This is a genomic window from Endobacterium panacihumi, from assembly GCF_050847465.1.
Classification (GTDB): Bacteria; Pseudomonadota; Alphaproteobacteria; order Rhizobiales; family Rhizobiaceae; genus Neorhizobium; species Neorhizobium panacihumi.
In genome coordinates this window covers 245,081-266,759 of record NZ_JBOZRA010000003.1, presented here as the reverse complement: position 1 = coordinate 266,759, position 21,679 = coordinate 245,081, and the positions used below count along the sequence as shown (strand labels likewise).

At 59.0% G+C, this 21,679-nt stretch carries 19 protein-coding genes and 1 pseudogene; 6 read left to right on the top strand and 14 right to left on the bottom strand.

Going from position 1 to position 21,679, the window contains the following annotated elements; translation table 11 throughout:
- The first annotated feature begins 39 nt into the window (after window positions 1-39).
- A complete protein-coding gene (locus tag ACRQ1B_RS16685; RefSeq protein WP_432294907.1) occupies window positions 40-1,056 on the top strand; it encodes an NADP-dependent oxidoreductase in 1,017 nt (338 codons plus the stop codon).
- 35 nt (window positions 1,057-1,091) lie between these two features.
- Here the strand turns inward: ACRQ1B_RS16685 and ACRQ1B_RS16680 are convergent, their stop codons facing one another.
- On the bottom strand, window positions 1,092-1,493 hold the full coding sequence (locus ACRQ1B_RS16680; protein ID WP_432295290.1) for a winged helix-turn-helix transcriptional regulator: 402 nt from the start codon (window positions 1,491-1,493) through the stop codon (window positions 1,092-1,094).
- Window positions 1,494-1,608: 115 nt separating this feature from the next.
- Between ACRQ1B_RS16680 and ACRQ1B_RS16675 the strand changes: the two genes are divergently transcribed.
- A complete protein-coding gene (locus tag ACRQ1B_RS16675; protein WP_432294906.1) occupies window positions 1,609-2,337 on the top strand; it encodes an SDR family NAD(P)-dependent oxidoreductase in 729 nt (242 codons plus the stop codon).
- 220 nt (window positions 2,338-2,557) lie between these two features.
- On the opposite strand, the pseudogene ACRQ1B_RS16670 reads toward ACRQ1B_RS16675, so the two are convergent.
- A pseudogene (locus ACRQ1B_RS16670) lies at window positions 2,558-3,462 on the bottom strand (SDR family oxidoreductase).
- Between the two features lie 75 nt (window positions 3,463-3,537).
- On the opposite strand from ACRQ1B_RS16670, the gene ACRQ1B_RS16665 reads away from it, so the two are divergent.
- Window positions 3,538-4,161 carry a TetR/AcrR family transcriptional regulator gene (locus ACRQ1B_RS16665; RefSeq protein ID WP_432294905.1) on the top strand — a complete coding sequence of 208 codons (624 nt, stop codon included), beginning with the start codon at window positions 3,538-3,540 and terminating at the stop codon, window positions 4,159-4,161.
- A gap of 490 nt (window positions 4,162-4,651) precedes the next feature.
- Here the strand turns inward: ACRQ1B_RS16665 and ACRQ1B_RS16660 are convergent, their stop codons facing one another.
- On the bottom strand, window positions 4,652-4,858 hold the full coding sequence (locus ACRQ1B_RS16660; protein WP_432294903.1) for a hypothetical protein: 207 nt from the start codon (window positions 4,856-4,858) through the stop codon (window positions 4,652-4,654).
- 272 nt (window positions 4,859-5,130) lie between these two features.
- On the opposite strand from ACRQ1B_RS16660, the gene ACRQ1B_RS16655 reads away from it, so the two are divergent.
- Window positions 5,131-7,041: a methyl-accepting chemotaxis protein gene (locus ACRQ1B_RS16655; protein WP_432294901.1), complete on the top strand. Its 1,911-nt coding sequence runs from the start codon at window positions 5,131-5,133 to the stop codon at window positions 7,039-7,041.
- Window positions 7,042-7,386: 345 nt separating this feature from the next.
- On the opposite strand, the gene ACRQ1B_RS16650 is transcribed toward ACRQ1B_RS16655, so the two are convergent.
- The 10 genes from ACRQ1B_RS16650 to ACRQ1B_RS16605 all read right to left on the bottom strand — a co-directional run bounded on the left by ACRQ1B_RS16650 (window position 7,387) and on the right by ACRQ1B_RS16605 (window position 18,528).
- Window positions 7,387-8,811: an FAD-binding oxidoreductase gene (locus tag ACRQ1B_RS16650; protein ID WP_432294899.1), complete on the bottom strand. Its 1,425-nt coding sequence runs from the start codon at window positions 8,809-8,811 to the stop codon at window positions 7,387-7,389.
- A complete protein-coding gene (locus ACRQ1B_RS16645; RefSeq protein WP_432294897.1) occupies window positions 8,811-9,572 on the bottom strand; it encodes an SDR family NAD(P)-dependent oxidoreductase in 762 nt (253 codons plus the stop codon). The genes ACRQ1B_RS16650 and ACRQ1B_RS16645 overlap by 1 nt, the downstream gene beginning before the upstream one ends.
- Window positions 9,573-9,575: 3 nt before the next feature.
- Window positions 9,576-11,258, bottom strand: coding sequence for an SMP-30/gluconolactonase/LRE family protein (locus ACRQ1B_RS16640; RefSeq protein ID WP_432294896.1), 1,683 nt, complete (start codon window positions 11,256-11,258; stop codon window positions 9,576-9,578).
- Entirely contained in the window at window positions 11,255-12,238 is a 984-nt protein-coding gene (locus tag ACRQ1B_RS16635) for an NAD-dependent epimerase/dehydratase family protein (RefSeq protein ID WP_432294895.1), read from the bottom strand. The genes ACRQ1B_RS16640 and ACRQ1B_RS16635 overlap by 4 nt, the downstream gene beginning before the upstream one ends.
- Window positions 12,235-13,317 carry an ABC transporter ATP-binding protein gene (locus ACRQ1B_RS16630; RefSeq protein WP_432294894.1) on the bottom strand — a complete coding sequence of 361 codons (1,083 nt, stop codon included), beginning with the start codon at window positions 13,315-13,317 and terminating at the stop codon, window positions 12,235-12,237. The genes ACRQ1B_RS16635 and ACRQ1B_RS16630 overlap by 4 nt, the downstream gene beginning before the upstream one ends.
- Window positions 13,318-13,319: 2 nt before the next feature.
- The gene (locus ACRQ1B_RS16625) at window positions 13,320-14,150 is read right to left on the bottom strand and encodes a carbohydrate ABC transporter permease (RefSeq protein ID WP_432294892.1); all 831 of its coding nucleotides are present in this window, start codon (window positions 14,148-14,150) and stop codon (window positions 13,320-13,322) included.
- A gap of 10 nt (window positions 14,151-14,160) precedes the next feature.
- Complete coding sequence (locus tag ACRQ1B_RS16620; protein ID WP_432294890.1) at window positions 14,161-15,087, bottom strand: carbohydrate ABC transporter permease; 927 nt, start codon at window positions 15,085-15,087, stop codon at window positions 14,161-14,163.
- Between the two features lie 73 nt (window positions 15,088-15,160).
- Window positions 15,161-16,432, bottom strand: a complete 1,272-nt coding sequence (locus ACRQ1B_RS16615; protein ID WP_432294888.1) for an ABC transporter substrate-binding protein — start codon at window positions 16,430-16,432, stop codon at window positions 15,161-15,163.
- Between the two features lie 24 nt (window positions 16,433-16,456).
- On the bottom strand, window positions 16,457-17,623 hold the full coding sequence (locus ACRQ1B_RS16610) for a mandelate racemase/muconate lactonizing enzyme family protein (RefSeq protein WP_432294886.1): 1,167 nt from the start codon (window positions 17,621-17,623) through the stop codon (window positions 16,457-16,459).
- Complete coding sequence (locus ACRQ1B_RS16605; protein ID WP_432294884.1) at window positions 17,620-18,528, bottom strand: dihydrodipicolinate synthase family protein; 909 nt, start codon at window positions 18,526-18,528, stop codon at window positions 17,620-17,622. The genes ACRQ1B_RS16610 and ACRQ1B_RS16605 overlap by 4 nt, the downstream gene beginning before the upstream one ends.
- A 117-nt stretch (window positions 18,529-18,645) precedes the next feature.
- Between ACRQ1B_RS16605 and ACRQ1B_RS16600 the strand changes: the two genes are divergently transcribed.
- Window positions 18,646-19,554 (top strand): 2-dehydro-3-deoxygalactonokinase, encoded by a 909-nt coding sequence (locus tag ACRQ1B_RS16600; protein WP_432294882.1) that lies wholly within the window; start codon window positions 18,646-18,648, stop codon window positions 19,552-19,554.
- A gap of 69 nt (window positions 19,555-19,623) precedes the next feature.
- Complete coding sequence (locus ACRQ1B_RS16595) at window positions 19,624-20,250, top strand: GDSL-type esterase/lipase family protein (RefSeq protein WP_432294880.1); 627 nt, start codon at window positions 19,624-19,626, stop codon at window positions 20,248-20,250.
- Between the two features lie 206 nt (window positions 20,251-20,456).
- Here ACRQ1B_RS16595 and ACRQ1B_RS16590 read toward each other — a convergent pair whose 3' ends face one another.
- Window positions 20,457-21,659 (bottom strand): GAF domain-containing sensor histidine kinase, encoded by a 1,203-nt coding sequence (locus ACRQ1B_RS16590; RefSeq protein WP_432295288.1) that lies wholly within the window; start codon window positions 21,657-21,659, stop codon window positions 20,457-20,459.
- Between the last annotated feature and the right edge of the window lie 20 nt (window positions 21,660-21,679).

The following is a 21,679-nucleotide window of genomic DNA, read 5'->3' as shown; positions in this document are numbered from 1 at the left end:
CGCGGCGTTCCGTCCCGACACACTTTGAGGAATCCAGCCATGCCACAGACCAACAGGCGGATCGTACTTGCATTAAGGCCGGCGGGACCGCCCAAGCCTGCCAACTTTCGTCTCGAAGAAGCGCCTATGCCCGAGGTGCCCAATGATCACGTTCTGCTCAAAGCCATCTACCTTTCGCTCGACCCTAACATGCGGGGACGCATGAGCGACGCCAAGTCCTATGCTGATCCGATCGCGATCGGCGACGTGATGGTTGGCGCCACGGTCTCCAGGATCAAACAGTCCCGCAACCGGGATTGGAAGGAAGGCGACATCGTTGTTGCCTACTCGGGCTGGCAGACCCATGCCATCTCCGACGGAAGCGATTTGCGGAGAATCGATCCGCATGCCGCTCCGATCTCAACCGGACTTGGCGTCCTGGGCATGACCGGCTTCTCAGCCTATGCAGGCCTGCGCAACATTGGGCGCCCGAAGCCCGGAGAGACTGTTGTCGTCGCCGCAGCAAGCGGAGCGGTTGGCTCAGTCGTTGGCCAGCTCGCTAGGATCGACGGCGCGCGCGCCATCGGGATAGCCGGGGGTGCTGAGAAATGTGCGTTCGTAAAAAACGAACTGGGCTTTGACGCCGCGATCGATCATCGTGATCCAAACTTCGCGAGACAGCTCGCCGAGGCCTGCCCTGACGGTATCGATGTCTATTTCGAAAACGTCGGCGGCGCTGTCTGGGATGCTGTCCTGCCACTTTTCAACAATTTCGCGCGTGTGCCACTCTGCGGGATGATCTCCCACTACAATGACGAAGCGTTGGGCCCGCAATCAGTTGACCGGCTTCCTGTTTCCATGAAGGTCATACAGCAGAAGAGTATCACGGTTCGGGGTTTCATGAACGTGGAGTTCATTGAGCAGCAACCGACATTCTTAGAGGAAGCCGCTGGTTGGATCGCTGACGGCAGGTTGAAGTATCGAGAGGACATCGTGGACGGGCTTGAACATGCCCCCGCAGCATTCATAGGTCTTCTTGAGGGCCGCAATTTCGGCAAGCTGCTCGTTAGGGTCTAGGACCGCTAGTAGAAGGCAGCGCGATCGTCAGGGAGCTAGTCTCGCTGGCGATCGTATTCTATTTGTGCGCGCTCGAGCTCCGGGCCGTAGGTCATTGACCAGGCGTACAGCGCCTCGAACGGCTGCTGAAGCGAGCGGCCGAGCGCGGTAATGGTATATTCGACGCCGACTGGCGTCGTCGTCGTCAGAACTTCACGGCGGATGAGCCCGTTTCGCTCCAGTCTTTTCAAAGCTTCGGACAGCGCTTTGTGCGTAATCCCATCAAGGCGCCGCATGATCTCGTTGAACCGTGACGGTCTGGTGCATAATACCGTCAGGATCAGCACAGACCACTTGTTGGCGATCTGCTCCAACACCGGCCGCGCCTTCTCGACGTCCAACAAAGCCTCAACCGAGACAGGCTTGGGCCGGCGAGGCATGCTGGCTTTGGGGGACATGGCTCCGTCATCCAATGACATAGGTATACTCCTCGATATCTGCTTTACTCATAGTGCGTAATTGACCGTAGGTATAGACATTATATCTAATCACATCATTATTGATGGAGTTAGCATGAACAGATTAGCAAACAAAATCGCCCTCGTTATCGGGGGCGTCGGTGGCATCGGCGGAGCCATTTCGCAGAGATTTACCAGCGAGGGCGCGCGGGTCTACGCGACCAGCCGCAAGGGTGGGGAGAACAATTCAGACTCGGAGGGCTCCGGCGGAATACGGGTCATTCAAGCGGACGCCAGCGAAAAGCCCGATCTGAAGCGCGTCATCGAGCATATCCGGTCGAAAGAAGGCCGCATCGACGTGCTTGTCGTGAACGCGGGCTTGTCCGAATACGCACCGCTCGAAGCGATTTCGGATGATCATTTTGATCGGGCATTTGGGCTAAACGTCCGATCCCTCGTCTTCGCAGCGCAGGGTGCGGTCGACCTCATGCAATCCGGCGGAACCATCGTCCTCATTGGCTCAATCGCGGGCGACATCGGCACGAAGGGCTATGGCGTGTATGGAGCGACCAAAGCAGCAGTCCGTTCGTTTACGCGTACCTGGGCCAACGAACTTGCTCCTAGAGGCGTACGCGTCAACGTCGTCAGCCCTGGACCGACTGACACCTCGATGATGGCAAGCGCCTCGCAAGAGGTGCGAGATGCACTGTCCGGCATGATCCCTCTTGGCCGCATGGGCAGGCCTGAAGAGGTGGCAGCGGCCGCCCTTTTCCTCGCGAGCGACGAGAGCAGTTTCACGACGGGTGCAGAGCTCGTTGTCGACGGAGGCATGGCACAGGTCTGACGCCAGCCTTACGACGGGCGGCGACGGAAGGACCTGAGCTACACCGGGGTCTTAGGGCCAACCAGTTCCTCCAGAGATGAAGTATGCACCGTCCCTGGAGGGAATGCCTGATTTCCGTATCAGCTGATGGCGTTAAGTCGTCAACTAGCGAGCTTCCAGAAAGCTTGCTTGCCGACATGAGGCGCCGGATGCGCTATAGGAGGTTCTCATCATAATGGGTCTATAGCCCGGTCATCCGTTGGGAGACCTCCCAAAGTTGCTTACCCGCGGCTTTATCGAGAGCCTGTGGCGGTATGCGTGCCGGTTGCGGATGTCCGCGCGTCTCACCAAGACTATCGGGACCGTAGTAGCCGCCTGGTTTGGCCTCCTCCGACGTTGCGGCGAACAGCTGCGGCAAAGCCCCTTGCGTGACGGGCTGAAACAGAAACCAGAGATAGGTTCGCGCCAAACCCTGCAAGCTATTTCGACCGGGCGCATTGTGCAGCAGATCGGTCCTAGAGACACCAGGATGTGCCGCTATGCTTGAGACACCCCACCCTGCAGCTTGACTTCGATCCTGGAGCTCGAGCGCAAACATCAGGCATGCAAGTTTCGACTGGCTGTAGGCTTCCATCGGTCGATAGTGCCTCTCGGAATTGATGTCGTCGAAATTGATCTTTCCCCCGCGAGCTGCGACGCTGGACACGGTGACCACACGAGCGTCCGTCCCCTTCGATAGCAGTGGCATCAGATGAGCGGTCAATGCGAAATGACCAAGGTAGTTCGTTCCGAACTGCAACTCGAAGCCATCACCCGTTTCCTGCCGCTTCGGTGGCACCATGATGCCGGCATTGTTCACCAGCAGATCCAGACTGTCTCTGTGGTTCTCCATCCGCCGTGCGAAGGAGACGACAGAAGAGAGGTTGCAAGATCGAGTTTCTCAAACCGCACGGTGGCATGAGGAGAAGCACGTTGAACGCGCGACACTGCGTCGGCACCTTTTTCAGTGTTGCGGCCGGCTATGGTCACGTCGCATCCTGCCCGAGCGAGCGACAGAGCCGTCTCCAATCCTAGTCCGCCCGTTCCCGTCACCACGGCGGATCGTCCGCGCTGATTGGGGATGTCGGTCTCGTGCCACTTTGCCATCTGACACCTCTTCCATCATTTTCGCACTTGGTTTAAAATAATATTGCACTGAGTGTAAATATACAAGAGGCCGTGGTGAAGAAAGCCGGACTTGACGTTGAAGCAGGCAGCGGCCTACGGGAACGAAAGAAGCGCGAGACAAAAAAGCGCATTACCGAGAAAGGCATCGCTCTTTTCGTTCAGAAAGGAATCGACCACACGACGCTTGACGAAATTGCCGCGGCCGCAGGAATTTCGCGCAGAACCTTCTTCTACTACTTCGCTTCGAAGGACGAGGTTCTGCTGTCTCTCCAAAGTGGGATCGGCGAGATGTTTGCGGATGCGGTGCGAAATGCTCCTGCGACCTCAACGCCGATCGAAGCGGTGCGGGCAGCTGCAATTGCGGTCTGTGATACTATTCCGACGAACGACATGATCGAGATGGATCGGCTGATGAGGACCAGTCCAAGCGTCCAGGCGCGCAAGCAGGTATCGTACGTGCAGCAGGAAGGTGAGATATACGAAGCGCTCAGAGAACGGTGGCCCGAGCCTGAGCGATCGACGGCGTTGCGTGTCGTCGCTATGGTTTCTGTTGGAGCGATGCGCATTGCTGGAGACATCTTCAACCAGGAGAAAGGCGCGCGGCCAATGGCCGAGCTCCTTCAGGAAGCATTCGGCAGCGTCGTTCGGGAGGTCCAGTCAGGCACCACGTATGCGTGATCTCGGCGATGTCCGAAGGCTTTATAGTACGAGAAGACAGCGGAATTTCATAAGGTCTGGATATGTCCCACCAATGCAGTTAAATGCAACTCAGACATGGAAGAGGGGTTTTTGCTTGAGAACGGAGACAGCCCTCTCTTATCATCCGAGACTTGGGTTACAGGAAAACCGGTAAAGAGTTTGCTTTCTGGTTTAAGCCTTAAAGGCAAAGAGATTTACGACGTGGTGACGTTCCGTTGCATTGCGTGTGGCTACCTCGACTCCTATGCTTTGAAGAAGCTACAAGCCTCAACAGGCGAGCGATCGGTGGAGATTGGCTGAGGAGCGGCTCTTAAAGGGAATAGAACCAGCGACGTCCATTGTGGGCGAACCGTTCGAGGCCTGAAGTTCTTTCGAACCGGGGGTCAGGCCTCGGCCGTTTCGGCGCCTCGTTTTCCAGAGCCAGCAGTTGGCAGTCAAATCGCGTTTTTGTGACTCGTGAGTTGGGTTATCAACCCAAACTCAGTCGCGCAATCGTCGTGCCGTTTGGATCGTCGAGTTCAACCGTCGCGCCAACTTCGCCGCCGTGGCCCGATATGAACAAAGCAATGGCAAATGTGACAGCTCGTCGCGCTGAGGCATGATCTCGCTCAACGATGTCATCTTCAGCAAGCACACGTTTAGTTCTGTCGCGAATACGGAAATGATATCTGGGCATGATGGGACCCAACAGTTCTTGCTTTAGAGGGTTATGCAGATAGTACTAATGCCCTCTCACGTTGCGCCAGGCCGAACTTTGTCTGTTGCCAAAAAATTTAGCTATTGGCAGAGTGCGCAACCTTCGCGCGACCGTGTCCGATGCGAGGGCCAACCCAGAATAATCTTAACCGGCCGTTAAATTGAAAGTGCAAATGTTCGGCATCTTATTCGCTTCCGCGATCGGCCGAGCGCGACGCCCGACATATCGCAGTTCCAAGGACCTGCACTTAAATGTTCAAGAACCTCCGTATCAGCACCAAAATTCTCTCCATCCTCATCCTCCTGTGTCTGATCGGAATTGGTGGCGTCTTATTCGTCTCGAACAACTACAAGGCTGCCGATAGCGACTATTCGGACTTCATCGCTAACGACGGCTCGGCTGAAATCAATATGGCCATCGCAAGCCAACGGCTGGTGGCTATTGTTCACGATGCATATCAGGTCTTCTTGTATGATGCCGGGTCCCCCCGCCTGAAGCGCGCCATGGATGATTATGGTGCGAGCAAACAGCGCCTGTTCGATCTGATATCTGACGTTCAAAAAAAAATGCCGGAACAAGCCACCACAATCGCAAAGCTTGAGGCGGAAGCGCGCGCCATTGTTGCGGTGACTGACAAGGCGGTAGAGGCCGGCAACGTCGATCGCAACGATGAGGCAAAAGCACAGCTGCAGGCCGCTGATGACATGATTGCGGTGACGCTCGCCGAAATGCGCGATTGGATCAACGGCAACAGCGATACGATTACGCAGAAGAGCGATGCCCTCACCGACAAGACGAATGCGACGATTATCCAGTCACTGGTCGCACTTCTCGCCTTGTTCACATTTGGCGTGGGATTGGCTGTCGTCCTAATCCGTCGCGAGATCACGGGCCCCATCGACAAACTCCGCCTGCGGATGTTGTCCCTGGCATCGGGCGAGGTGCAACAGGAGATTGACGGCCTCGATCGCAAGGATGAAGTCGGCAGCATGGCCAATGCCGTCTCGGTATTCCGCGACAATGCCTTGGAGCGCATTCGTCTGGAGGAGGAAGCCAACGCCAATCGTAGCCTATCGGAACGGGAGCGCCTGGAGCGCGAAGAGCAAAAAGCTCGTGATGCAGCCGAAACAAAGAGGGCCGTCGATGAATTGGCTGCGGGGTTGCGCGCACTTTCCGATGGAAACGTCAGCTATCGCATCGACACACCGTTCGTGGCTCAGCTCGATGATCTGCGATTGAACTTCAACGAATCTCTCGAAAGACTTCGCTCCACACTCCTAGCGGTCGGGGAAAACGCCAGAGGCATCGACGCGGGCGCGAAAGAGATCCGGGCTGCGGCCGACGATCTGTCGAAACGTACGGAGCAGCAGGCCGCTTCGGTCGAGGAAACAGCCGCTGCTCTCGAGCAGATCACCACGACGGTCAAGGACTCTACTCGTCGGGCCGAGGAAGCTGGTCGGCTGGTCGAGCGAACCCGTCAGGGCGCTGAGAAGTCGGGTATCGTTGTGAAGGATGCCGTCGAGGCCATGGAGGCAATCGAGAGATCGTCGGACGAGATCAGCAGCATCATCGGCGTGATTGACGATATAGCATTCCAGACGAACCTTCTGGCATTGAACGCGGGCGTCGAAGCTGCAAGGGCCGGGGAGGCTGGTAAAGGCTTTGCGGTCGTGGCGCAGGAAGTCCGCGAACTCGCTCAGCGGTCTGCCAAAGCTGCCAAGGAAATCAAAGCGCTAATCGGAACGTCTGGAGAGCATGTCCAACGCGGCGTACGGCTCGTCGGCGAGACCGGCAATTCACTGCGCCAGATCGTTGAGGAAGTGCGGGACATTGATCGGAACGTGTCCGCTATCGTCGAAGCCGCGCGCGAGCAGGCAACGGGTCTTCAGGAGATCAACACGGCTGTCAACACGATGGATCAGGGTACCCAGCAGAATGCTGCAATGGTCGAGCAGTCGACAGCGGCAAGCCACAGTCTTGCCAAAGAGGCAGCTTCGCTCAATTCGCTTTTGAAGCAGTTCACCTTGGACCAGGGCCATAGGTCGGCCAGCGCAAGGATCGCCGTGGCCTCTTTGCAATCGCCTGCCCGCGCCCTTGGAAACCGAATCTCGCGTGCCTTTGGCAACACCGCACCCAAAGCGGAGTCTTGGGAGGAATTTTGACACGTGGCTCAGCCATATGAGGCGTCTCGGATGTAGCCTCCGCCTATCAGAGGCTGCCGGCTAGGACCCGGCGGCCTTATTTTGTTTTGCTCACGTGTTGCTCAAAGCCGCAACTGAACCAGCGCGCCTTGTCTATCCGGCGACCTGACATCGGAGAGCAAAACGGGTTTGCTTAGTGGTCGATCTCTTACACCTTGATGGGATACGAACCATCGACCCGCTTTTCACGTTGAATGAATAAAAGTGAGACGTGGAAGACCTTTGCTAAAATAAGCGGAAATTCGAATTCATCTCTCGAAACTGCCTTTTGGCTGGTTCATGTGACGGCTGCGTATAAAGCGGCTATCAACTGATTTTCTCCCGCTCACCCAGAACACAGCCCGGATTCATTATGCCGTGCGGATCGAATGCGTCCTTAAGTCGCTGCATTGACTGAAAGCCGGCTTGGTCGGTTCGCGCCCTTAAGTCATCGATCAACTTGCGACCAATGCCATGTTCTGCACTGAAGCTGCCGCCCAGCGCATCCGCGCAATCATTCACGATGGTACGGATGGCGAGCGCCGTGCCGGCCGGATCATCGTAGCTACTCCAATCCCGGTGGCTGAATCTAACTCCAAAATGTATGTTGCCATCTCCCATGTGGCTGACGACGACGATTTGCGCCTCTGGATGACGTGTACGTACCGCGGCAGACGCGGCGGTCAAAAACTGCGGTACAGCCGACACGGGAACGGAAATGTCGGCGGACAGCATGTGCCCGATGTTGCGGTTCGCATCAGCCGTGCCATGCCTCAGCGCCCATAAATCGCTGCGTTGCATGTCGCTCCGAGCCAAAACGGCATCCAGAACCTCGCCTGCGTTCATGGCCTCGTCCAGTCCGGTCAAAAGCATCTCGTCGAGCAATTCCGGAGCGGACAAATCCGCGAGTTCGATCAGCAGATGCCAGGCGGCACCAATCGGCGATGTGGCAACAGCCTGATAAGTGATAACACTGGCAAGCTGTTCTGCATTCATCAATTCGAATGTCGTCAGCCGTTCGCCGCAACGAGATTGCAGCCTGTTCAGAATCCGCAGCGCCAATTCGGGATCGGCAACACCAACCCAAGCGGTTGCATGAGCCTTGGGCAGGGGATGAAGCTTCAACACCGCACCGGTGATGATGCCAAGCGTTCCTTCTGCCCCGATGAACATATGCCGCAAGGCATATCCCGCATTGTCCTTGCGAAGCGACTTCATGCCGTTCCAGATCGTACCGTCGGGCAGTACGACTTCAAGACCGAGGACGTTTTCGCGGGTCGTTCCGTAACGCAGAACATTGGTGCCGCCAGCATTGGTGCTGATGATGCCACCAATTTGGCAAGAGCCTTCTGCACCGAGGCTAACGGGAAACAAGCGATTCACACAAATAGCGGCAGACTGAACATCGGAAAGAACACAGCCGGCATCGACGTCGATGGAACCGTTGATCGCATCGATCTTGCGGATGCGCCGCATTTGCGAAAGGGACAAAATGACCGGCGGCCTGTCGCCGGCACCCGGCACACCAGCACCGGTCAGGCCGGTCCTGCCACCCTGTGGAACAATAGCATGTCCGGCGTCTGCACAGGCGCGGACGATTGCAGCCACATCTTCAGGCGTTTTGGGCAGGGTCACGCAGAGCGCCGAACCTGTCTGCCGTCCCCACCAATCTTGTAGATAGGCGGACATGTCATCGCCGGTGAGGACAGCACCGGCACGCAGAAGCGAACTCAGCTGTCCTGGCAAATCCATCAGTAACCACCGGTCAGGCATACGGTCTCGCCGGTCATGAAACTGCAGGCCTGTGACGACAGGAAGATGGCGGCACCCACCATTTCTTCCGGCTGCCCGGCCCGTCCCATCCAGTTTAATGTGCGGGCATATTCTTCCCAGCCTTCAGGATCTGCATCCCGTCGATGAGCGTTGCGGTCGGTATCGATCAGGCCGGGTGCAAGCGTATTGAGAAGAACATTGTCACGCGCGTAATCGCGCGCCTGGCTCTGGATCAGATTGTGCTGCGCCGCCTTGGTTGCGGCATAGGCAGTGACGATGCTCTTGGGGCGAAGTTGATTGACCGAACCGATCGACACCACCCGTCCCCACTTTCGGGCAGACATGAGCGGCAAGACGGCCTGCAGCATATCCACGGTGGAGCCCAGATTGACCGACAGCTGAAAGGCAAGATCGTCCGGCGTCAGATCGGCAAGTGTGGCGTTGATCTGGGCGCTGGCATTGATGACAAGAATATCGACCGGAGCGATCGCTTCGGCGCGATCGATCAGGTCGCGGCCGGCACCGTGAGCAGAGAGATCAGCAGCCAGTTCCTGTGCGGTGCCGCCTGAACTTGAAATACGCTCTTGCACGGCAGCTGCACCACCGACTTTTGTGCCGTGGAGGATTACATGTGCACCTGCACCTGCCAGACCCTCGGCAATCGCGGCACCTATGCCGCGGCTGGAGCCGGTAACGAGTGCCGTGCGGCCCTCAAGGCCAAAGACTGATTCAAGGCGCATCATCTATCCTTCAAATAAGGGAATACGCGCTCCTGCAACGCCTGGACGACAGCAGAACAGACCACCCGAAAGCGGGGCGTCGGCAAGGGCAGATGCCGGCAGACGTGTGCGTGCGCTGGTGATAAACATCGTCGACAGGTCCTCGCCACCGAAGGCGATGCTTGTCGGACGCGGCACCGGCAGTTCTATCACCTGATCGAGCTTTCCGTTCGGCAGGTAACGGCGCACGCTCCAGCCATCCCAGATCGCACACCAGACGCCGCCTTCGGCATCAACCGCAAGTCCGTCCGGCCGGCCATCGGCCACGGGGATCCGGGCAAATTCACGCCGCCCCGACAAGGCGCCGGTCAGCGGATCGCAATCATAGGAATGGATAAAACCCGGCACCGTATCGACGAAATAGAAGGTACGCCCGTCAGGGCTCCAGCCCAATCCGTTCGAAACGACGATGCCGCCTTCCTTGCGCTCGGAAGCACCGGCGGCGTTGATCCGGTAGAGCGCTCCGGTCGGCTTGGAAGCATCGATGCGCATCGAGCCCACCCAGACGGCACCATCCGGTCCGCATTTGGCATCGTTAAGGCGATTGTCGACGATGCCGGCTTCCGGGCTGACGAAGGGCGTCAGGCGACCGGAGGCAAAATCCAGCCATTCGATACCGTCCTGCGAAGCGACCAGCAGGCGTTCCTGCGTCACCGGAATGACGGCGCTGACGAGTTTGCCGGTTTCGGTGGTTTCGTTGCGGCCGGTGGCCGGATCGAAGCGATGCACCGCCGGATGCAGGATGTCCACCCAGTAAAGCGCCTTTTCGGCCTCATGCCAGACAGGGCTTTCGCCCAGTTGGGCACCCCAGGGCAGAATACAGCTGAGATCCGCCATCGGTCGGCCGACGGCGGTGCGCGGACGGGGGCGCGAACTGATGGCAACGGCGCCCGCCGCACCGGTGATCCGGCGAGCGGCCGCAATCAGCTCACGACCGGCCGGATGGATGTTGGAGGCATCGAGGCGCGAGGACGGGCCAAGCGCCACCAGCACGCCGATCGGCGTGTTGTCGCGACCCATGACGGGCGCCGCTACAGAATTCACGCTGCGAAGATGTTCTTCGTAGGAAATCGAATATCCCCGTGCCCGCGTCAGCGTCAGGTCGGCCTGCAAAGCATCGAGCGCGGTAATGGTCTGCGGCGTCTCGGCGTCCAGCGTCAGCCGGTCGATCAGGGCGCGCCCGACAGCGGGATCCTGGAAGGCGAGAAGCGCCTTGCCGGGTGCCGTGCAATGCAGCGGCACGCGACGACCGACCTCGACACGCACTGAAAGCCCGTTGGGAGAACGCTCGGCCAGATATTGCGCCATCACCCCATCGAGGCGACACAGCGCGACGGTTTCACCGAGTTCGGATGCAAGCCGCTCCAGTTCCGGCATCGCCGCCGAGACGAGATCGAAACTCTCCCATACCTTGTGGGACATTTCGAGAAAACGTTGCCCGAGTACATAGGTGCCCCGCGCCTCGTCCTGTCGCACCAGCCCGTAGGCAATCAGCGTTCGCAGGATACGGGCAAAGGTGGGCTTGGGCAGGCCCGATGCCCGCAACAATTCGGCAAAGCGCAGCGGTTCGGGCGCATCGGCCACCATGTCGAGAAGCGTCAGCCCCTTGGCGAGTGCCGCCGTGCCGCCGGGTGTTTCCGGTTTCATTGCCTCGTCCTCCCGGCGAGGCGGTGCAGCCTTGCGGCGGCCGCCTCTTCCAGCATCCGGTCCATCGTCCATTCCGCTTTAAACCCCAACGTGTTCCTGATCCGCGCGTTCGAAGTATGGTAATAGACGCCGGCGCCGGGAAAATCGACTGGCACGAGTGGAAGGCCCGTCAACTCCGCCATACGCGGCAAGAGTTCGGCAAAGTCTGCCGGTTCATCGGAGCCGAGATTGAAAACGCCGCCCGCCGCATCGGCATGATCGAGTGCCAGCAGAATGCCGGCGACCATATCGCGGGTGTCGGTGATATGCATGCGGAACGGCCGGCCGTTTTCGTTTCGTGCCAGCACATGCGCCGGCCCGCCGATATCCTTGGAGCGCAAAAGATCCGCCACGACCGTGTTGCCGAAATTGTCCTGCTGCCGGATGCGGGGCTTCAGGAAAAAGCGCGGACCGGAGAAGAAACTGTCTTCGTCCAGCAGTTCGGCCGCATCCTGCGTATGGGAAAAACGCAGGATCACCGTCTCCATCCGGCCGGTTCGCTGGTGGAAACGCACCATTTCCTCGCCCAGCAGCTTGGTCAGGCCGTAGGGAGAATTCGGTGCCAGCGGATGATCTTCGGTTACCGGCAGGAATTCCGGACGGTTTTCCGGATAAACTTCACCGGAGGACGCAAATACGAAGCGACGCACGGCTTGCGTGGACGCTGCTTCGAGCAGCCGCCGCGTGCCTTCGACATTGACGGCAAACATGCGATCTCGGTCGCCCGGTGCCCAGGACATGAAGGCACCGAGATGCAGGATGTCGGTTACACCCTCGACGGCTCGTGCCACCGCACCCGCGTCTTCCAGTGAGCCCACGATGTCTTCGCCATCGGCTGTTGAGGACTGCAGGTCAAAACCGCGGACGGTCCGACCTTGAGCCCGCAATGCAGCAACGACGGCACGACCGACCCGGCCTGCCGATCCGGTGACGAGGATCATAGGCGCTCACCCGTCTTGAAGTCGAAGAGGTAAAGCTGGGCAGGATCAAAACCGAGCCTGATCTCCTCGTTTCTCGGCAGGGTGCCGCTATGCGACACGCGGGCGATCAGGCCTTTCGACTTGCCGTCTTCGCCATCGGCGATCCGGGCGCCCTCCGCTTCGAAATAGACATATTTTTCCGAGCCGAGACTTTCGACCAGCGTCGGCCGCACGCTGAAGGTGACGGGGCCTTCGCCGAGCGCCAGATGTTCCGGCCGCAGGCCAACGACGACCGGTCCCTGGTGGGATGTGGCGCGTGGCAAAGAGATCTGCTGACCGAAGGCGGACAGCTGACCGTCACGCAGTTCCGCGTTGAGGAAATTCATGCCCGGTGAGCCGATGAAACCGGCCACGAAGAGATTGGCGGGATTGTTGAACAGCTCGTCCGGTGCTGCGATCTGCTGGATCAGGCCGCCCTGCATGATGACGACACGGTCCGCCATGGTCATCGCTTCCACCTGATCGTGGGTGACATACACGGTGGTCACACCGATCCTCTTGTGCAGGGCACCGATCTCTGCGCGCATATGGACACGCAGCTTGGCATCGAGGTTGGAGAGTGGCTCGTCCATCAGGAATGCCTGCGGCTGGCGCACGATCGCGCGGCCCAAAGCCACACGCTGGCGCTGCCCACCCGAGAGATCCTTCGGTTTACGGTCGAGATAGGGTGTGACTTCGAGGATGCGGGCCGCGTCATCGACCCGCCTGTCGATTTCCGTCTTGTCGGTGCCACGCATTTTCAGCCCGAAACCGATATTCTGGCGCACAGTCAGGTGGGGATAGAGCGCGTAATTCTGGAACACCATGGCGATATCGCGGTCGCCGGGGGCAAGGTCGGTCACCTCGCGGTCGCCGATGAAGATCTCGCCTTCGGTCGCCGGTTCGAGACCGGCAAGGATCTTCAGCATCGTCGATTTGCCGCAACCCGAGGGGCCGACCAGGACCACGAACTCGCCGTTTTCGATTTCCAGCGAAAAGGGTCTCAGAACATTGAGCGCGCCATAGGACTTGCTGACATTGCGAATGGAAATATTGGCCATGCTTATTTCTCCGCGCCAGCGGTCAGGCCGCCGACCAAATAACGTTCCAGGAAGAGGTAGATTGCAATGATCGGCAGAGCGATGAACACCGATGCGGCGGAGATGTCGCTCCAGTAGGTGACATATTCGCCCTGCATCGTGGTGATGCCGAGATTGGCCGTCCAGTTGTCGGGGGAGTTGACCAGAAAGGTGCGCGCATAGGCGTAATCGGCCCAGCTGAGCACGAAAGCATAGAGCGCCGTTGCCGCAAGGCCGGGCGTCGCGATCGGCAGGACCACACGCACCATCGCCCCGATCGGCGAGCAGCCATCGACCATGGCGGCCTGCTCAAGCTCCTTCGGGATCGTGTCGAAATAGCCTTTCAGCATCCAGGTCGCAAAAGGGATGATCATGGTCGAATGCGCAAGCACCAGTGTCCACAGGCTCCCGATCAGGCCAAAGCTCGAAAAAATCGAGAAGAGTGGGATGACCAGAAGCGTGGCCGGCAACATTTTTGCGGTCAGCACGAACAGACCCATCGTCGCCCCGCCCCGCATCGAATACCGCGACAGCGCGTAACCGGCGCTGACCGAGACCAACATGGAGAGCGCCACCGAGCCGACGGCGGCCAGCATCGAGTTCCAAAGCCACATGAGGATGGGCTTTGCCGCCCAGACGCGGGCGAAAATGTCCCATTGCGGATCGGAAGGCCAGAAGGTCGGTGGCAGGCGGTAGAGCTCGTTTGTCGTCGATAGCGCCGTGACCAGCAACCAGTAGACCGGGAACAGGATCATCAGCAGTGTGAAGATCACCGTGACGTAAAGAGCGAGGCTCTGGGCGAATGTCCGTCTCATGGAAGCCTCCTCAATAGATCGATTTCGAGCGCCGGCCGAGCATCAGCAGGCTGGCGATAATGCAGATGACCAGCGTCAGCACGCCGACGGCCGCGGCACGGCCAAAATTGTGGTACTGGAACGCCTGGTCGTAGGTCATGATCGACAGGGTCTGCGTCGAGCGCAGCGGACCGCCTCCGGTCAGCACCTTGATGATGGAAAAGTCGCGGAACACCCATAGCAGGGTCAGGACCAGCGTGACGCCCAGGACCGGCATCAAAAGCGGCATGGTGATCCAGCGGAAACGCTGAAAGACGCTGGCACCATCCACCTTGGCGGCGGCGTAGTAGTCGGATGGGATGGACTGCAGGCCGGCAAGGCACATGATCGACACGAAGGGAAAGCCCTTCCACACCATCGTGATTGCCACCGCCCAGAAAGCTGCCGTCGAACTGCTGACCCAAGGGATCATCTGGTCGGAAAAACCGAGCTGGATCGCCAGCCAGCCGAACAGGCCGAAGGACGTGTCGAACATCCAGGCGAAGATGACGACCGCGATGATCTCCGGCACAGCCCAAGGCAGCGCGATGCCAAGGCGCGCCACGGTGCGGCCCTTGAAGCGGTTGTTGGCAAGCAGTGCCGTGCTCAAGCCCACGGCAACGCTGCCGGCGGTCACGACCACGACCAGTTTGAGCGTGACCCAGCAGGCCAGCCAGAATTCCTCCGAGGAAAACAGCCAGGTATAGTTGCTCAGCGAAAACGGCCGGCTGGCACCGCCGAGCCTTGGGATCTTGACCTGCTGGAACGACAGGTCGATCGCCAAGATCAGCGGCCAGACGATGATGGCGGCAACCATCAGCACCGCCGGGGCGATCAGGATGTAGCCGAGAAGATGCTGACGGCTGGGGCGCGCAAGGTCAAAGAACTTGCGCCCCCCCGCCCGAACGGTGTCGGTCATGAATGGTACTCCTGCCGGATGCTTTCGTGATGTCCATGGCGCGCGAGACGGCGGGCCATGATCTCGAAACGGATCAGCCCTTGATGCTTTCCGCCTTGGACTGCATGGTTTTTGCCACTTCCGCCGGATCGAGATCCTGAATGATCATCCGCTGGGTTTCTTCCATGATCATCTTGCTGAACTCATTGTAATAGAGCTCCAAGCCAACCGGCACCCGATCAATGCCCTTTTCGGATGCCGCTTTCATCGTTTGCAGCAAAACGGGGAAATGCGGGATAGTCTTTTCGACGCCCGACACGTCGGCCTTCGGGCTTGGCGGCGTATTGCCACCCATCGTCGCATAGCTGCGCTGGAATTCAGGTGTCATAGTCAGCTTGATGAAATCCCAGACAAGCTGCTTCTGGTCATCGGGAATGTCGGACGGCATGGCCAGCACGTTCGACGAACCGCCGAGCGGGGGCGTCAGCGGGGGCGCGGCATAGACGATGTCGCTTTTGGCCGTTCCCTTTTCGGTGGTGCCGTAGAGCCATGGGCCATCCAGACGCATGGCCATCTTGCCGTCGGCAAACAATTTGCGAACATCGCTGGCGCTCATGTCGACCGGGCTGATGCCGCTTTTCATCACGGTTTTCCAGCGCGTCAGGCCCTCGACCATTTGCGGCGTATCGATGGTGATATTGCCGTCCTTATCGGTCCAGTAAGCGCCGGCATCGATGATGTAGTTCAGCATTTCGGTCAGATACTGGCCCGGACCGCCCTTGGTTTCATGGCCGGTTCCGAACTGGTCGACAATGCCGTCTCCATTGAGATCCTTGGTGGTGGCCTTGGCGGCGGCAAGAAACTCGTCGTAGGTTTTCGGCACAGCGATGCCGGCAGCATCTAGCATCTTCTTGTTATAGGCCATGACGAAACCGAAATAGTTGGTCATGATGCAGACGGTTTCGCCGTTCCATTCGCATGTCTTCTGGCCGGCCCAGCCGGTCATGTCGATGCCGTCCTTCTTCAGCCACGGATCGAGCGGTTCAAGCCAGCCGCTATCGGCAAACATCTGAAATTCGAAGGATGCGAGATGCACGATCTGCGGCGGCTGGTTGGCCGCAAACAGCGTCGTCATCGTGTCCGCGTAGGAACTGCGCTCCGCCTTGGTGAATTCGATTTTGACGCCGGGATGCTGTTTTTCGAATTCGGCGATTGCCGAATGCCACCATTCGCCAGTGCCGGCATCATCCGTCTGCCACGAGATGAATTTCAGCACGGTGTCGGCCATGGCGGGGCCAAGGCCGCTCATCATCATCACGGTTGCAGTCGCGGCGCCGAGCGCCAGGTTTTTCACTCTCTTGTTCATGGTTTCCTCCTCCAAAGAACCAATTCAGATACGTTCGAGTAGCGCGAGCGCCGCCTCCGACGGCTTCACCCCTATTCCCGGCCCCGATGGCAGGTAATAGCGACCTTCGCGGCAATCCATGTCGCCGGAAAGAAGGCGACGGTTCGGCTCGAAGATCGAATGCTGGAATTCGTGTCCTTTAAGCGTCGGTAGTGTCGACGACGCCTGCAGGCTGGCCGCCAGAAAGATACCGGCGCCGACGGTGGCATGCGGGATCACGTCGATGCCGTGTTCGCTTGCCAGCGCGCCGATGCGAACGAAATTGGTGATTCCCTTGTGACCCATTTCCGGCTGCACGATGGCGATGCGGCAACGCCCTATCCGGGCGCGCATGTCCCAATGGGTGCGCCATTCCTCGCCGACGGCGATCGGGATATGGGTGCCTTTGGAAACCTTTTCGAGACCTGCGATATCCTCGGTCCACACCGGCGCCTCGGCAAACCACGGAGAGAACGGCGCCATTTCGGCAATCAGCTCCAGCGCCCGCTCCGGCGTCTGGTTCCAGTGCATGTCGGCAGCGATTTTTGCGTCAACGCCTAAAACCTTGCGCAGGTTTTCCATTTCGGCCGCTGGGCCGTCGTCAGCCACCGGCGTTGCGAACTTGAAGGCGTCGAAACCGCGATCCTGCCAGTATTTCGCCATCTCGCCGCGCGCCTGCAGCGTCTTTTCCGGCAGGCCGGACACATAAGCCGGAAAACTTTCGACCCCGCCGCCCAACAGATCGCGCACGGACTTGCCCGCTTCCTGGCCGGCAATATCCCAGAGCGCGATATCAAGCGCTGCCAACGCATCGACGTAAAAGCCGCCGGTATAACCGCGCACGCGCATCATGTCGTAGAGATCGTCGTAGATCGCAGAAGGATCCGTCGCATCTCGGCCGATAACGAAACCGGCAAGAAGATCGTTTATCAACGCCGCCACCGCGCCCGGCGCGACAATGCCATAGGTTTCGCCCCAGCCAACAATGCCGGCCTCGGTCGTCATGCGGACCAGCACGCTGCGGTCGAAAGTGGGATAGACCGTGCGATTGCCCTTGCGCACGATGTAGCCGTTCGCATTGACCACTTCACCTTCCCTCAATGCGCCGAGATAGGGCACCTTGCGCGGCTGCGTGAGCGTGAAAACCTCGACCGTCGAAATGGGGCTGTTCATGCGGCCTCCGCAGAAAGCAGACCGAGCTCCACCAGATTGCCATCGATATCGGCGATTGCCGCCGCATCGAGATCAGGTGTCGGCGCGCGAACACCCACACCATCGATCACGCCACGCCGCACAAGTACATGCTTTGTAAGCCGCATGCGGTAAACCGCCTGCAACACCAGAAGCGGCAGGGTGCGCACATAGATATTGCGCGCTTCATCCCGCCTGCCGGCAACAAGCGCCCGATCGATCGCAACATGCTCTCCGGCAATCTCCAGCGCCGGCATGGCGGCAGTCGCGCCGCGGGCATATTCGTCGAGAATATAGCGCGCACCACCGCCGCCGATCACACCCTTCAGCGTCTTGGGCGCGTGCGCAATGATATGGCTGATCGCCGGGCCGGCTGGAAGCGTCTCTTCCTTCACATAGGCGACCTGCGGAAGCGCTTCGATGATCTCGACAATTGCCTGTGGCGACAGGTCGGAACCGCGCGGCGCTGGCGCGTTCTGAAGGATGATCTCCACCTCCGGCAGCGCTTCGACGATCTTGCGTAGAAATTCGACCAGCGCCGGCGCATCGGTGCCCACCGATTTCGGCGGCTGCACCATCAGGTAACGGATGCCGAGATCCGCCGCCACGCGACCATGTGCGACCACCTCGCGCCAATCGGCGGCACTTGCACCGGCCACAACCGGTACTCGCTCGGCTACTGTGGCGACCACGATCTTCAAGAGCCCGGCGCGCTCGTCGGCATCAAGGCTTTCCACCTCGCTGGCAAAGCCCGGAAACACGACGCCATCAACACCTTGCTCGAGAGCGAACTGCACCAGCCGCGACATGCCTGCCTCATCCACGGACCCATTCGCCAAAAAGGGTGTCGGCAGGACGGGCAAAATGCCCTTCAGACCAGCTACCATTTCCTCACCTCCCAATGAAGTATCATATAGTGGCACTATAAACTCACAGATTGACACTATACGCAGTGACGCCTTATGACAAGCCCCAAGATGAAACGAGCGGAGGAGGCTCATTGCATGGGAAACGCAGCATCGATTGTGGTCGACTGGGGAACAACGTCGCTGAGAGCGGTACTCGTCGGCAATGACGGCGAAGAACTCGACAGTCTGGAAACGCCACAGGGCATCTCGTCGCTCGGAAAAGGCGACCATGAGGCCGCACTCATGACAGCGCTTGACCCCTGGTTTTCCGCCCACGGCGCCTCGCCGGTCGTCGCCCTTGGCATGATCACCAGCCGCAATGGCTGGGTCGAAATTCCCTATGTGCCCTGCCCGGCCGGTCCGGCAGAGCTTGCACGCGGCACGGTTCGGATGGTTCTGCCGAACGGTTCGGAACTGGTGCTTCTGCCGGGGCTGACCGATCCCGCGCGCCGCCCCTTCCCCGACGTCATGCGCGGCGAGGAAACCCAGGTCGTGGGTCATGGGCTGGACTGCGATGCAACGGTGATCATCCCCGGAACACACAGCAAATGGGCAAAGGTCAAGGCAGGCCGGATCGACGGCTTCCAGACATTCGTGACAGGCGAAATCTTTGCACTGCTGCTGAACCATTCGTTCATCGCGCGCGGAGCGACGCAGCCTGCCGTCAACGATCCGCAAGCATACCGCTGGGGTCTTGAGGAAGCGAAGAACTCCGGCGCCATGCTGTCCCTGCTGTTTTCGTCGCGAACGGGCGGCCTTGCGGGCAAGCTCTCCGGCGATCAGCTGCGCTCCTACGTCCACGGCATGGTGATCGGACAGGAATTCCGGCAGGCGCGCGAATCCGGCTGGTATTTGCCCGGTGAGGAAGCGACGATCGTCGGTAATGACGGGTTGAACGATCTTTACATCATCGCTGCGGAAGTGTTCGGACTGGGCATCGTCATGGGCGCCGACGACGTGTTGACCCGTGGCGCCACGGATGTGCTGCGCCATACGCGTTCATGAACCCTGGCGCGCAGCGCGACGTCGCAACGGCCGGCAAGGCGCTGCCCCACCATTCGCTTGAGGACCGACATGTACGATTTCCCCGCCAGCATCGGCACGAGCCGACACGAAAACGATATCATCACCGTATTGGCACGGCTGGAGCGGCTCGGCCTTCCCGCTGATCCGATCGCCTTCTACGGGTCATCTTCCTTCCGGATCTGGAATTCCATCGCGGAGGATCTCGGGTCTCTCGACGTCGTCAATCTGGGTTTTGGCGGGGCCACGTTTCTCTCCGGCATCCATTATCTGGACCAGCTTCTGACACCGCTCAAGCCGCGCAGGATCGCGCTCTATTTCGGCGAAAACGATATCGCCAGCGACGGCCTTACGGCTCAGACGAGCTTTCGGCATCTCAAGGGATTGCGCGACCGAATTTCTGAGGTGCTGCCGCAATCCGAGGTATTCGTTTTGTCGATTAAGGACAGCCCGGCACGCTGGATCTACCGCCACGAATTCGCGGAGTTCAATCAACTGGCCCGCGACTGGTGCACGGAGCGCGAGAACACGACATGGATCGAGGCCAGCACCGGGCTGATTGGTGAGAACTGCCTGCCGATGTTCAGATATTATCTGCCCGACCTAGTCCACATGAATGCGGCGGGATACGCTGTTTGGTCATCAGCCATCAGGAGAGTTCAAGGTCTCCTTAATTAGGGCACGAGCCGGCTTCGGCACTAAGCTCTTGAATGGAATCGAACCGTCGATACCGACTTACATCCCCTAAGTGCTTAGGAAAAAATAGAAAAGTAACTAAAGTCAACATCTCACTTGGAATAAGGTGGCGCAATGCGAGTTGAAGATTCTGGTCATATTGAGGTGAAACTCAACACCTAGATCCTAAAATTCGACGGCAGATCAGCTTAGACTTGCGAAGCAGCGTCAGGCGATGCGGGTACGCGCAACGTGAATCTTGTTTCCTCCGGCGAGGACGTTACCGACAATGTCCCGCCATGCGCTTCGGCTATTTGAGACGCTATATACAGTCCGAGTCCGAGCCCCTCTTTGGACGCATGATTTACGGGCCGCGTAAAGGGCTGGAAAAGGCGCTCAAGAGAATCTTCTGGGATCGGATCGCCTGCATTCCCAATCCAGAGCTCGAAGGCCTCAGGCGTCGTTTCGGCCACGATCTTGATCGGCGAGTCGGCAGCCCCATGCGTAAGAGCATTCCCAAGCAGATTCGAGAACAATTGCGCCAGACGAGGATGATCCATGGGTACGGGATGAGAAACCCGGAACTCGGCATCTATCTCGCGATCGACCCAGATGCTTCGCATTTCATCAACAACCTGCTCCAAGGTCGGCTGAAGTGGTTGGTCCGTCAGTTTCAGCGTAATACCGCCACCTAGCCGCCCTCGGGCGAAATCCATCACGTTGTCGACCAGGTTCGACATACGATCGACGCTTTTCAACATGAGCTGGACGACCGCCTTCGCCCTGTCGTCCAAAGCGGACTTCGCGAGAACGCGGGTTCCGGCAACCATTGAGGCTAAAGGGTTGCGTAAGTCATGACCAAGCACGGCTACGAATTGTTCCCGAACCTTGGAGATCTCGACTTCCAGCCGGAGATTTTCCTCAGACTCCAGCAGCTGCATGCGAGCATCGAGGTGATTGGCGATCATCTCCGCAAACAGGCGGAACATGGTCAGAGTTCTTTTATTGTTGACCTGTGCGGGCTTTGGATCGATCGCGCAAAGCGTGCCAAACAGCGTCCCGTCCTTGCGGACAATCGGAACAGAAATGTAGCTCTGAAAGCCGTACTGAATCGGGGTGTGGTGAGCAAAGTATGGGCTATTGGCCACGTCGTCTATCGCCACCGGCTCGTGCGAGGCGCGAATCTCATGACAGATCGTGGTTTCGACGGCAAGCTCACCGCCCTCCTTCAACCCAAAGTCGATCCCATCGAGGACCTTGCAGGCGACCCACCTTCCCTCCGTAACGCGTGCAACCGCAACGAACCGCATTCCGGTCGTTTCGCTTATCACCTCCAGGATTGATGGGACGGCAGCAATTTCCGATATCCGACTGAAAGTCGTGTCGCGTGGCTTCGTCCATGACACCCTCACCGCCAAGTCGCGAGTATCCA